Source organism: Bacteroides finegoldii DSM 17565 (assembly GCF_000156195.1).
GTDB lineage: Bacteria > Bacteroidota > Bacteroidia > Bacteroidales > Bacteroidaceae > Bacteroides > Bacteroides finegoldii.
Map to the genome: position 1 here is coordinate 30,807 of NZ_GG688327.1, position 12,300 is coordinate 43,106.

General features: G+C 43.8%; 11 protein-coding genes. 4 read left to right on the plus strand and 7 right to left on the minus strand.

All coding sequences use genetic code 11. The features are described 5' to 3' along the window. Positions 1-10 precede the first annotated feature (10 nt). Both BACFIN_RS06410 and BACFIN_RS06405 read left to right on the plus strand, forming a co-directional pair. Positions 11-1,303 carry an MFS transporter gene (locus BACFIN_RS06410; RefSeq protein ID WP_007755553.1) on the plus strand — a complete coding sequence of 431 codons (1,293 nt, stop codon included), beginning with the start codon at positions 11-13 and terminating at the stop codon, positions 1,301-1,303. Between the two features lie 39 nt (positions 1,304-1,342). After that, entirely contained in the window at positions 1,343-2,194 is an 852-nt protein-coding gene (locus BACFIN_RS06405; protein WP_007755555.1) for a hypothetical protein, read from the plus strand. A gap of 1 nt (position 2,195) precedes the next feature. Here BACFIN_RS06405 and phnW read toward each other — a convergent pair whose 3' ends face one another. The 3 genes from phnW to BACFIN_RS06390 are packed head-to-tail and all read right to left on the minus strand — an operon-like array spanning position 2,196 to position 5,534. Continuing rightward, positions 2,196-3,278 (minus strand): 2-aminoethylphosphonate--pyruvate transaminase, encoded by a 1,083-nt coding sequence (gene phnW / locus BACFIN_RS06400; RefSeq protein ID WP_007755557.1) that lies wholly within the window; start codon positions 3,276-3,278, stop codon positions 2,196-2,198. A gap of 52 nt (positions 3,279-3,330) precedes the next feature. Next, entirely contained in the window at positions 3,331-4,122 is a 792-nt protein-coding gene (gene phnX, locus BACFIN_RS06395; RefSeq protein ID WP_032839795.1) for a phosphonoacetaldehyde hydrolase, read from the minus strand. Positions 4,123-4,166: 44 nt separating this feature from the next. Beyond that, positions 4,167-5,534: a DUF5690 family protein gene (locus BACFIN_RS06390; protein ID WP_007755564.1), complete on the minus strand. Its 1,368-nt coding sequence runs from the start codon at positions 5,532-5,534 to the stop codon at positions 4,167-4,169. A 232-nt stretch (positions 5,535-5,766) separates the two neighbouring features. On the opposite strand from BACFIN_RS06390, the gene BACFIN_RS06385 reads away from it, so the two are divergent. Then, positions 5,767-6,660 carry a hypothetical protein gene (locus tag BACFIN_RS06385; RefSeq protein WP_007755566.1) on the plus strand — a complete coding sequence of 298 codons (894 nt, stop codon included), beginning with the start codon at positions 5,767-5,769 and terminating at the stop codon, positions 6,658-6,660. A gap of 168 nt (positions 6,661-6,828) precedes the next feature. Here the strand turns inward: BACFIN_RS06385 and BACFIN_RS06380 are convergent, their stop codons facing one another. From BACFIN_RS06380 to BACFIN_RS06365, 4 genes are read right to left on the minus strand one after another with little or no spacing between them, the layout of a single operon-like run. Continuing rightward, positions 6,829-7,845, minus strand: coding sequence for a zinc-binding alcohol dehydrogenase family protein (locus BACFIN_RS06380; protein ID WP_007755567.1), 1,017 nt, complete (start codon positions 7,843-7,845; stop codon positions 6,829-6,831). 26 nt (positions 7,846-7,871) lie between these two features. Beyond that, on the minus strand, positions 7,872-9,140 hold the full coding sequence (gene fucP, locus BACFIN_RS06375; RefSeq protein WP_007755568.1) for an L-fucose:H+ symporter permease: 1,269 nt from the start codon (positions 9,138-9,140) through the stop codon (positions 7,872-7,874). Between the two features lie 38 nt (positions 9,141-9,178). Then, complete coding sequence (locus tag BACFIN_RS06370; RefSeq protein WP_007755571.1) at positions 9,179-10,102, minus strand: amidohydrolase family protein; 924 nt, start codon at positions 10,100-10,102, stop codon at positions 9,179-9,181. A 15-nt stretch (positions 10,103-10,117) separates the two neighbouring features. Continuing rightward, the gene (locus tag BACFIN_RS06365; RefSeq protein ID WP_007755573.1) at positions 10,118-11,050 is read right to left on the minus strand and encodes an aldo/keto reductase; all 933 of its coding nucleotides are present in this window, start codon (positions 11,048-11,050) and stop codon (positions 10,118-10,120) included. Positions 11,051-11,228: 178 nt separating this feature from the next. On the opposite strand from BACFIN_RS06365, the gene BACFIN_RS06360 reads away from it, so the two are divergent. Next, positions 11,229-12,266 (plus strand): LacI family DNA-binding transcriptional regulator, encoded by a 1,038-nt coding sequence (locus tag BACFIN_RS06360; RefSeq protein WP_032839797.1) that lies wholly within the window; start codon positions 11,229-11,231, stop codon positions 12,264-12,266. Positions 12,267-12,300 lie beyond the last annotated feature (34 nt).

Genomic DNA, 12,300 nt, shown 5'->3' on the forward strand with positions numbered 1-12,300 from the left:
AACGAATGCCATGACAACACCCACTACAAAAAGAAATCCCTGGAGCTGGATACCCACCCTCTACTTCGCAGAAGGGCTGCCATACGTAGCGGTAATGACGATTGCTGTTATCATGTACAAGCGTTTGGGATTATCCAATACGGAAATAGCCTTATACACTTCCTGGCTTTATCTTCCCTGGACTATCAAACCGTTATGGAGTCCATTCGTCGATCTGGTGAAAACGAAACGTTCCTGGATTATCGCCATGCAAGGGTTCATCGCCGCCGGATTTGCAGGCATCGCCTTTTTTATCCCAACGGCACATTACGTACAATTCACCCTTGCTTTCTTTTGGTTATTGGCATTCAGTTCGGCTACCCATGACATCGCAGCAGACGGTTTTTATATGCTCGGCCTCAACAACAAGGAACAATCTTTCTTTGTAGGCATCCGAAACACATTCTACCGACTCGCCAATATTTTCGGGCAAGGTATTCTCGTCATGCTTGCAGGATGGTTGGAAACCTCTCAAGGCAATATACCTCTGGCATGGAGCATCACTTTCTACCTCCTGGCCGGATTATTCCTGGCTCTTACTTTGTACCATCGCTTTATCCTCCCCCATCCCGATTCCGATGTCAAACGTCCCGGACTCACAGCAGGTAAGCTATTAGAAGACTTTCTTCTGACTTTTGTCACTTTCTTCAAAAAGAAACACTTGGGTCTCATGTTCTTTTTCTTACTCACCTACCGATTGGGAGAATCACAGCTAGCCAAGATTGCTTCCCCCTTCCTACTCGACCATGCCGATAAAGGCGGATTGGAACTATCCACGGCAACAGTTGGAATGATATACGGAACTATTGGTGTCATAGCCTTGTTACTTGGTGGAATTATCAGCGGCTTTCTCGTTTCACGTGACGGATTCAAGAAATGGATATTACCTATGGCATTAGCCATCAACCTTCCCGACATATTATATGTATGGATGGCTGCAGCCACTCCTAACAACCCGATATTGATTTCCACCTGCGTAGCTATCGAACAACTGGGTTATGGTTTCGGTTTCACAGCCTATATGCTTTATCTGATTTATATTGCCGAAGGCGGGCACAAGACAGCTCATTATGCTATCGGAACCGGATTTATGGCACTTGGAATGATGCTTCCCGGTATGCCGGCAGGGTGGATACAAGAACATCTCGGATACACCAATTTCTTTATCTGGGTTTGTATTTGTACGATACCCGGTATTATTGCTTCATTAATGATTCGCAACCGATTGGATGATTCTTTCGGAAAAAGCAATAAATTCACGTGATTATATTTAAGATATTAAACTGAAAATATACAGTAAACTATGATGCTTATCGCAGACAGCGGTTCTACCAAGACCGACTGGTGTGTCATCCTCGATAATACACCCATCAAAAGGATTGGAACGAAAGGACTCAATCCCTTCTTCCAATCAGAAGAAGAAATTCAGCAAGAACTGACACATTCCCTCCTGCCGCAATTGCCGGAAGGAACAATCGACTCTGTTTACTTTTACGGTGCAGGCTGTACACCCGAGAAAGCTCCCACCCTCCGGCGGGCAATAGCCGACAGTTTACCTGTTGTCGGAAATATCAAAGCCTACTCGGATATGCTGGCTGCCGCTCGTGGACTATGCGGTCGTGAAGCAGGCATTACCTGTATACTGGGAACAGGTTCCAACTCCTGTTTCTATGACGGTAAAGAGATTGTCAACCACATTTCTCCTTTAGGCTTTATCCTGGGTGACGAAGGAAGCGGAGCTGTTCTAGGCAAGTTACTAGTCGGTGACATCTTGAAGAATCAACTCTCTCCCGCCATCAAAGAAGTATTTCTAAAACAATTCGACCTGACAGTTCCCGAAATCATTGACCGGGTTTACCGTCAGCCCTTCCCGAATCGTTTTCTGGCAAGCCTGTCACCTTTTATAGCACAACATCTGGAAGAACCTGGAATACGACAATTAGTGCTAGGCAGCTTCATTGCTTTTCTCCGAAGAAATGTAATGCAATATGATTACACGCAGTATCCGGCACATTTCATAGGATCAGTAGCTCATTGTTACAAAGAGATACTTCAAGAGGCAGCACAAGAGACAGGTATTAGAATCGGAAAGATTTTGCAAAGCCCGATGGAAGGACTCATCCAATATCATTCCGATCCGTTACATCAGCCGTAGATTAGCTTTCCTTGATCGTTTCTATCAGCTTCATAAAGTCAGTCGGATGAACGTCACCGATATTGCCGATACGGAAAGTATCTGCCTGTGATATCTTTCCCGGATAGATGACAAACCCTTTAGCTTTCAGTTTCAGATAGAAATCTTTAAAGTTAAAGTCAGCCGAAGGATAATAGAAAGAGGTGATAACAGGCGACTGCTGTTCATCGGGCAGCAGAGTCTTATAGCCTAAAGCGCGCATACCTTCCACCAATACGCGATGGTTCTCACAGTAGCGGGCATGACGAGCTTCTACACCACCTTCGGCTTTCAATTCAGTCAAAGCCTGCATGAAGGCACGTACCACGTGAGTAGGCGAGGTAAAACGCCATTTTCCATGTCCTTTCTCCATTGTTTCCCATTGCTCATAAAGATCGAGCGAAAGAGAACGGGCAATTCCCTTACATTTCTCCATCAAAGAACGACGGGCAATGATAAAGCCAAATCCCGGTACACCTTGAATACACTTGTTGGCACTACTGATCAAGAAATCGATACCTAACTTTGCCATATCGATGGGTACTCCTCCAAAGCTACTCATAGCGTCCACTATCAATATCTTACCGTGACGCTTCACCACGGCGGCAATCTCCTCCAAAGGATTGAGCACACCGGTCGTAGTCTCACAATGTACTACAGACACATGCGTCACCTCCTGATGTTCATTCAAATAAGTATCTATTTTATTGGCATTCACCGGTTCTATTTCTTCAAACCTCATCACGTGACAATCAATATGGTAATATTCGGAAATAATGCCCATACGCTTACCGTAAGCACCATTGGCTGCTACTAACAGTTTATCCTCAGGACGAACTACAGAGCCAAGTGTGGCTTCCACACAAAAACTTCCGCTACCTTGCATCAGCACAGCCGTATACTCGTCAGGAGCGCTAGTAGCAATCTCCACCAATTCTTTACGGATAACTTCTACAATACCAAGATTGTAATCTTCATCCCAAGTACACCAGTCGCTCATCATCGCTTGTTTCACAGTGTCGGTTGTAGTAAGAGGACCGGGAGTCAAAAGTAAATAAGGTCTCATATTATCTTAAATTTATTCATTTATCGGTTTGTTATTTTTATTATTCTTTCTTTTATAATGCCATACGTTCATTGATATCCTCTATCAACATCGGCAGTTCGGCAATCGTGTCCACCACATAATCAGCACCAGCGGCATACATACGGTCCCGCACCTTAGCCATGCGGCATTTCAGTTCCCCCATCGGAAGAGTGCGGGTTTCTTCTTCAGTCAGTCCCAATTCGTTACTTCCCATTATTACACCTACACTCCACACACCGGCATTCACACCTTCACGTATGTCTGCAATCGTATCACCATATTTCAGCACAGAGAAACGGGAGGCAACGTCCAGATCACACATATTGCGATAAATCATATAAGGCTTCGGACGACCACCGGGCAGATTGTCCGAAGTGACACAATTATCAATCCTGTAACCTTTCTTTTCTGCGGCAGGAATTACCACATCCATCATCTTTTGAGTATATCCGGTAGTAGAACCGATTTTGATTCCCTGAGCACGTAGTTTGGCAATCACCTCCACCACACCGGGAATAGGCTCTGTATAATCTTCCAAAGTATCGAACAATACCTTTTGGAAACGTTTATAGCATTCCTGCACATCCTCTTCGGTATAATCACGTCCGTACTTCTCACGAAAGTCCTTTCCTACCCGTTCAATGGAAAACAAAGCACGTATCTCTTCAATCTTAGTCACCCCCATGTGGGCACGTGTCTCGGCAGCCGTAACAGTCAGTCCCATCTGCTTGAAACTATCCACGAAAGCCGCTACCGGTGCAAAACATCCATAATCGACGGAAGTACCCGCCCAATCCATAATCACGCATTCTATTTTTTTCATATTGCAGTTATTGATATTACTCATTCTAGTGTAATTGATGTCAATCATATCGTTGGATTTGAAGTTAATAATTCGTTGTAACTATTCATGTCATTTACCTTTCTTGCGCTACCCGTATCAGGGATTTTCTTAGCCTTCATCACATAGACGGCCGCAGCGGCAAAAGCGATGCAACAGGTTATGCCTACAAATACACTCATCTCATTATAGAACACCGCCCAGTCTATATGCGAGGCTTTCAACTCCTTAAACAGCAGTAATGCTAACGTACCCACATAACCGACAAAATCTATAGTGATAATGAAGAATCCCACATTCCCCTTCACTTTGAAACAAGCAATGAACCTTTCAAAGAAAATGGTTTGGAAACTAAGGTAAGCAATGTCTATACAGAGCGTCTGCAAAAAGAGCCACAAAGTAGTAGACAACTGTACCTCTCCGCTACCTAGCAGAGCCAAGCCCCCCATACTTGCGGTAGAAAGTCCCAACAATGTATAAAGTACTTTCAAATGATTGCCGGAGAAAGCGAGTACGGCAAACGTGGACAATAATACCAATGTAGCGATGGTATCAAGTTGGGCAAACAGCCAGGAAGAAATTGTATCCACATCAATGATACAGACAATGAAATCCTCTTTAATATCACGTTGTACAGTAAGCAACAGATTGGCGACAAAAAGCAAAAGCAGTAAGGGCATATATTGTTTGAAGAGCGCCCAACGTTGCTGTCCGTTGAGAGTGACACGAACGGAACGGGCTGCAATATCCGCTGCCGTAGGACGAGGAAACTTGGTCATCATCCATCCCATAAAGCAAAGCAACGGAAAGGCCAATCCCCCTACGAGTGCAGGCATCCAAAACTCACTGACATGAAGTTGATTCAGCGCATAAAGTCCGAGACTCTTTGCCACTCCCGAACTCAGCGCCATACTCACTCCCATAATACTTGCCAGAATATCGGTAGTACGACGACCTTCGAGAAAGCTGAATATCACTCCCCACATGCAACCCAAAGAAAGCCCGTTAAAGAAAAGTGCCACTATATTATAGGGCAATGGTAACAGACCGAACGCCAACAGGGAGGCTTCAGACAAGGCAGCAGATCCGATAATGAACTTCAACCGATTCTGCGGCTGCAATTCGGAAATATATTTAATGCCAAACAACTTGGCGCATACATAACCGATGAGTTGGATAATGCTCACCACAATCTTATAATCCATACCAGCCACCGTCAACCCTTCAAACTCAGCAGCAGTAAAGGGCTTACGCAAAGCGTAAACCAACGAGTAAGACAATAGTGCCGTACCACCCATCCAGAGAATGAAAAGCCAGTCAGGAGTATGTCTTTCCGTTTTACCGTATTGTATGTCCGGTCTTTGTCCTATCAGTTTATTCAGTGATAAATTCATATTCTTCTTCGTTTTGACATCGCAAAAGTAGAGCCACCCAACGAGGTAAAAAATGAATAAAACAGGAATAATAAGTACGAAATAATTCAGAAATATTCATGTAATTGTAATGTAACACACTGGAAAGAGGCTACAAAACAACCTTTTTACAATAAAAGTCACCGTATAGAGAGTTGAATTCAAGAGAGAAAGCTATTTTTGTAACAAGCTAATGAACTCCTCAATAAAAAATATGAATGAGCTGAAAGAAATCTACGACCGCATTACTTTCCTACGTGGAAAGGGTATCAAGATGAAAGAAATGGCCGAACAAGCACAACTCACCCCGAGCGTATTGTCCGCCATGTATTCCACAGTATTCCCGGCATACTTCAAAAATGTGGAAAAAGGGATGGATGACAACGAAGCATTGGACAACGCTTTAATGTGGGTCAATAATCTTTCGAAAAAGAAACTCTTCGGACTACTTCCGCAAATGAAACAGGCACTCTTCGCTATGGAGGTGGTAGTAAAAGAAAAGCCGGACAGTATGAATCCTTTTCTTTCCGAACTGGAACACAACGCCAGGCAAAGTGTGAATCATATCACAAATTTCAGTGGCATATATACCAGCTACAGTCTCTCCTCCAACACCAATGACCTGAAAATCGAGCCTTACTTCATCGCTCCGGCCGAGAATGGCAACTACATCGAAGTGGGACACACGAATGCTCATGGCACCACTCATTGGGGATTCGGACTGATGAATGGCATGAGTCATCTCTATCTTGTTTTCAATGAGAGTCATGCCCCGCAACTTTCCATGTTCAATATTTGCCTCAAACTGCCGATGTTTGACCGTCCGCCTTTCCTACGCGGCATTTACCAATGCTTTGATTATAATTACAACCCTATCGCCCGCCGTATATTATTGGTTAAACAGACCGACAATGCCGAACGTTCCAAGTTTCTTCAACAAAAAGGGAACCTGAAATCCTACGATGAGCTGAGTGAAATCGAGCGTCTCTATTACAGCTATACCTGTCGTGAAGGAGACGTTATACGTATGTGTAACATCCCCACTCCCCAAATGACTACCGACGACCTGACATTGGAAAAGAAAATATTGGAACTGAGTAAGCTATAACATTGGTAATCAGCAGTTGTTAAAACAAAGGGCACGAATAATGTAACAATTAGAATAATATTTGAAACAGATTAAAAAACAACGGTTACACATAGATATAGAACAGAAACAAATCTTATAATCAGACAGTTTCTAATTATACTTCAAACTTTACCAATATACCCACAATCAGAATTCCACCAAGATACGGAATACCTTCCCCGGGTTAGCCGCCCATTCTTGCATAGCTTCTAAAGCTCCTTCAGGTTTGGCAACTTTCGAGATCAACTCTTCTACCGGACAATTTCCTTCTTTCATATAATTGATGACTGCACGGAAGTCTGTCGGCAAGGCATTTCTAGAACCACGAATATCCAGTTCTTTCTGAACAAAGAGTTTCGTTTGGAAAGCAACTTCACTTTTAGCGTAGCCGATACAAATCACCCGTCCTGTGAAACCGACTTCATCCACTGCCATTACATAAGTCACGGGACTACCAACAGCTTCAATCACGACATCAGCACCCAGTCCTTCCGTAATCTCCTGCATCCGTTCGTGCACATTTTCTGTCTTGGAGTTAATCACATAAGAGGCACCTACCTTTTTCGCCAGTTCCAGCTTTTCATCGTCCAAGTCGACAGCGATTACCGTTGCACCTCTCAAAGCAGCACGCACAATGGCACCGATGCCAATCATACCACAGCCAATCACCATCACAAACTCGTTGTCGATCACCTGTGCACGAGATACGGCATGAAATCCGACACTCATCGGCTCAATCAACGCACAGTCACGAGAAGAAATATTGCCAGCTGGAATAATCTTTGTCCAAGGCAATACAGCATATTCGCACATCACTCCATTGCGTTGCACACCTAATGTTTCATTATGTTCGCAGGCATTAACACGACCATTGCGACAAGAAGCACATTTTCCACAGTTGGTATATGGATTCAAGGTCACATTCATGCCTTTCTCAAAACCTGCCGGAACATCCGGACCGATTTCCTCAATGACTGCTCCTACTTCGTGTCCCGGTATCACAGGTAATTTCACCATCGGATTTTTGCCCAGGAATGTGTTCAAGTCGGAACCACAAAAACCAACATACTTGATTCTTACTAATACTTCACCGGCTCCAACGACCGGTTTTTCCAGTTCAACCACCTTCATTTCGGAGGGATTGATAATTTGAACTGCTTTCATTTGATATGTATTTGATAATAAATTTATTAATCGATTACTTTATAACCTTTCCATCCGTAATAGGCACAGAAAACAAAACAAATCATCGGCACGCCATACGCGATATAATAGATGTTCTCGTTAATATGCATGAAATAAGCCGTCAACTGCGGGAGACAGGCATTACCAACGATCGCCATTACAAGAAAGGCCGAGCCGCTCTTCGTCTGATTTCCAAGTCCTTTTAAAGCCAATGAGAATTGAGTAGGATACATGATAGACATAAAGAACGAGATAGCCAGCATCGCATATAGTCCGATCATTCCTCCCCATATCATCACCACTCCACACAGGAGGATATTCATCAGGGCATAGATCAACAGCATATCTTGAGGACGGAATTTCACCATCAAGCCTGTACCAATCCAACGTCCCAAAAGAAAAGCCAACATATAGAGTCCGAAGAAAGTGGTAGCGGTATCTTCCGGCAATCCCGCATAGGTGCAGCAATAGACCAGGAAAAGGCTGTTGATGGCTGTCTGCCCTCCATTATAGAAGAATTGCGCAATCACTCCCCAACGAAGATGCGAGTGTTTTAATACTCCGAAGTCTATCAGTTTTTCTTTCTTGCCATCAGCCGTCACTGCATCTGAAGAAGCAGTTTCATCTCCAATCTTCGGCAACTTTGAAAAGACAAATACAACGGCTATGGCAATGAGTAGTAACGCCAATATCAGGTAAGGAAGTTTCATGGCATCCGTTTCCAGTTGGATATAGGCTTGCCAACCACCCGGATAATCTACAGGAAGCGTTTCCCGTGTGTAATGATTCCCACTAAGGATAAGTTTGCTTAGGAACATGGCGGCAATGAAAGCTCCGAGCCCGTTGAAGGACTGCGCCAGATTTAATCGGCGGGGAGCCGTTTCAGAGGCACCCAGCACTGTTACATACGGATTGGCAGCCGTCTCCAGAAAGCACATTCCGGTGGCAATGATAAAAAAGATGCAAAGGTAAGCCCAATATTCTTTCAGTATGGCAGCAGGGAAAAAGAGCAGCCCCCCGATAGCGGCCAGGATAAGTCCGAATATAATTCCTGCTTTATAGCTGTATCGTTTCATGAACATAGCTATCGGAATAGGAAAAATGAAGTAGGCAAGCCAATAGGCTGTCTCTGTAAAAGAAGCCTCAAAGGTATTCAGCTCGCAGGTCTTCATCAATTGCCGGATCATTGTAGGAAGCAGATTGCTGCTTATCGCCCACAAGAAGAAAAGGCAGAAAACCAAAGCTAAAGGTATTGTATATGTATTCTTTTTCATGGCATGAATATAGTTTTACGATAAGGTTGTTTTCTCAATCATTCGGACATATTCTTGATGTAAGGAAGCACGGGGAGATCTGTAAATCCATAGAAATTCCGGGCATTCTCTCCTAAAAAGAGTCTTTTATCCTCTTCCGTCAATTCGGAAGACTTCACCACAAAATCATAAGACATTTTGTAGGTGATCGCTGTGATGGTACGCGGATAATCCGAGCCCCACATCAGTTTTTCCATGCCCACCAGCTCTGCCGCTTCACGGATGGCTTTTATCGCTCCTTTAAAAGGATAGAACTCGTCATTGAAAAGCCAGGTAATTCCACCGGATTCAATCATCACATTGGAATGACGCGCCAGACGGATTTGCTCTTTCCAGTCGGGGCGAGTCACCATTCCGAAGTGCCCGATAGCTATCCGCAAATCCGGACATTCCTGAACAATCTCCTCCATTTCAGGAACCTGTGTGGCTCCGTCGGCTAGATCAATAGAAAGCAGAATGTCCTCATCTTCCATATAATGGAACATTTCCATCATCTCTTCGCTGTTCAGCATCACCCTTCCTTCTTTCAGCAAAAGACGATGGGCAGGAATCTTGATGGCTTTAAAACCTTTTGCGATCAGCTCTTTTGCCTGTTCCAGAAATCCCGGTTTACGAAATTCGCACATACCGCAAATAAAGAAACGACCGGGATAACGGGAAACGACTTCCGACAAATAATCATTCTGAATACCATCAATAAATTCTTGAGTGATAACAGCGGCAGATACTTGTGCATAGTCCATATTCGAAAGAAAGACTTCCGCACTATTCACCCCGTCTATCATAAAAGGAGGAACCATCTGGCGAATCTCTCCCATAAATTCCGAACGTCCGTTTTCCAACGTACGAATAGGCAGTCCGTCTACGACCGTATCTTGCCGTAGCCATAAATGAGCATGTGCATCAATGATTGTGTAGTCCATACCAACAAGTTCGTTTTATGAGTTTGCCCAGCTTACACGTTTCTGTTCTCCGATAATCTCCTGAACTTCCCGAACGAGCTCCCAATCAATCGGTTCTTCAATGAAAGCGATATTCTTTTTCACATTCTCCGGGTTGGTTGTACTGAACAGGGTGGTGGCAATACGGGGATTGCTGACAGAGAACTGCATAGCCAGTTTTTCAATCGGACAGTTCTTGGCTTTGCAGTGTTCCACTGCTTTACGGCAGGCTTCTACCAACGATTGGGGAGCCGGATGCCAGGCAGGAACACCACGTTCGCTCAACAGTCCCATCGAAAGCGGAGAAGCATTAATCACACCGATTCCTTTGGATTCAAAATAGTCCAGAAAATCCACTAACTTATCATCGCACAGACAATAATGGCAAAAATTGAGAATGGACTCGACTGTGCCGATTGGCGAGTGGTCGATTACCCATTTCAGATTCTCCAACTGTAAATCTGTGATTCCGACATGGCCTACCACCCCTTTCTCACGCAGTGCTACTAAGGCAGGCAATGTTTCATTAACAATCTGATTCAAATCGGCAAATTCAATATCGTGTACATTTATCAAATCGATAAACTCTATATGCAAGCGTTCCATACTCTCGTAAACACTCTCAGTTACCCGTTTGGCTGAGTAATCCCATGTGTTCACTCCATCTTTTCCATAACGCCCTACTTTGGTAGAAAGATAATAACGGTCGCGCGGAAGCTCTTTCAACGCTTTTCCTAGCACGGTCTCCGCTTTATAATGTCCGTAATAAGGAGAGACATCTATAAAATTCATTCCCGATTCAACGGCGGTAAATACCGCTTGAATGCCTTCTTGTTCTTTTAAATCATGGAAAACTCCTCCTAAGGAAGAGGCTCCGAAACTAAGGGATGACACTTTCATCCCTGTCTTTCCGATTTCATGGTATTGCATACTTCTTGGTTTTAAATAGTTTTGTATGCGACAAAAATAGGTCAGGAATGATTTCCGTATAGCGGTAAAGCCACTAAAAAGCAACGTAATGGTTTACGTAAAAAATATTGTTTCAGATATGCGTATTTATCCGGGAATGTACTTTCTTTGTAAAAGAATCAAAGTAAAAGACCTTCAAATGAAATACCGGAAACATACTTCACTCAAAGATCTCGCTCAAGCATTGGGAGTATCGATTCCCACTGTATCCAGAGCCCTGAAAGACAGCCCGGAAATCAGCCGTGAGCTCTGCGCCAAGGCTAAGGAACTGGCAAAAGAAATGAATTACCGTCCCAATCCTTTTGCCATGAGTTTACGGAAAAATGCCCCGCGTATCATCGGAGTGATTGTTCCGGATATCGTAACTCATTTCTTCGCCTCTATCTTGAACGGTATAGAAAATATGGCTATCGCCAACGGATATTTTGTGATTATCACTACATCGCATGAGTCATACGAGCATGAGAAACGGAACGTTGAGAACCTGGTAAATATGCGTGTGGAAGGTATCATCGCCTGCTTATCACAGGAGACTACGGACTATTCCCATTTTGCAACACTAAAAGATATCAATATGCCGCTTATTCTATTTGATCGTGTTTGTCTGACGGAACAGTTTTCTTCGGTTGTTGCGGACGGTGTGCAATCCGCTCAAATGGCAACACAACATTTTCTGGATAATGGAAGCAAACGGGTAGCGTTTATAGGTGGAGCGAATCATCTGGACATCGTAAAGAAAAGAAAGCATGGTTATCTGGAAGCTCTACGTGACAACCGGATTCCCATCGAGAAAGAGTTGGTCGTCTGCCGGAAGATTGATTACGAGGAGGGTAAAATTGCCACAGAGACCTTGCTGTCGCTTCCTCAGCCTCCTGATGCCATACTTGCCATGAATGATACCTTAGCTTTTGCCGCTATGGAAGTTATCAAAAAACATGGACTGCGTATACCGGACGACATTGCCATCATCGGATATACGGACGAACAACACGCCAATTACGTAGAGCCTAAATTATCGGCTGTGTCTCATCAAACTTATAAAATGGGAGAAACTGCCTGCCGGTTGTTGATTGAGCAGATTAAAGGGGATAAGGCTGTCAAGCAAGTGGTCATTCCGACTCATTTACAGGTGAGAGAAAGTAGTATAAAATCAAATAAGGTGTTGTATCCCTTATGACCAACACCTTATTTATTTTCCTTATTCTTGAGAA

Bases quoted from the DNA above. Each gene is read 5' to 3' on its own strand.
- BACFIN_RS06370 (WP_007755571.1), bottom strand. From the start codon at position 10,102: ATGGACTACACAATCATTGATGCACATGCTCATTTATGGCTACGGCAA.
- phnX (WP_032839795.1), bottom strand. From the start codon at position 4,122: ATGAAAAAAATAGAATGCGTGATTATGGATTGGGCGGGTACTTCCGTC.
- BACFIN_RS06390 (WP_007755564.1), bottom strand. From the start codon at position 5,534: ATGAATTTATCACTGAATAAACTGATAGGACAAAGACCGGACATACAA.
- fucP (WP_007755568.1), bottom strand. From the start codon at position 9,140: ATGAAAAAGAATACATATACAATACCTTTAGCTTTGGTTTTCTGCCTT.
- BACFIN_RS06385 (WP_007755566.1), top strand. From the start codon at position 5,767: ATGAATGAGCTGAAAGAAATCTACGACCGCATTACTTTCCTACGTGGA.
- BACFIN_RS06360 (WP_032839797.1), top strand. From the start codon at position 11,229: ATGAAATACCGGAAACATACTTCACTCAAAGATCTCGCTCAAGCATTG.
- BACFIN_RS06365 (WP_007755573.1), bottom strand. From the start codon at position 11,050: ATGCAATACCATGAAATCGGAAAGACAGGGATGAAAGTGTCATCCCTT.
- BACFIN_RS06380 (WP_007755567.1), bottom strand. From the start codon at position 7,845: ATGAAAGCAGTTCAAATTATCAATCCCTCCGAAATGAAGGTGGTTGAA.
- phnW (WP_007755557.1), bottom strand. From the start codon at position 3,278: ATGAGACCTTATTTACTTTTGACTCCCGGTCCTCTTACTACAACCGAC.
- BACFIN_RS06405 (WP_007755555.1), top strand. From the start codon at position 1,343: ATGATGCTTATCGCAGACAGCGGTTCTACCAAGACCGACTGGTGTGTC.
- BACFIN_RS06410 (WP_007755553.1), top strand. From the start codon at position 11: ATGACAACACCCACTACAAAAAGAAATCCCTGGAGCTGGATACCCACC.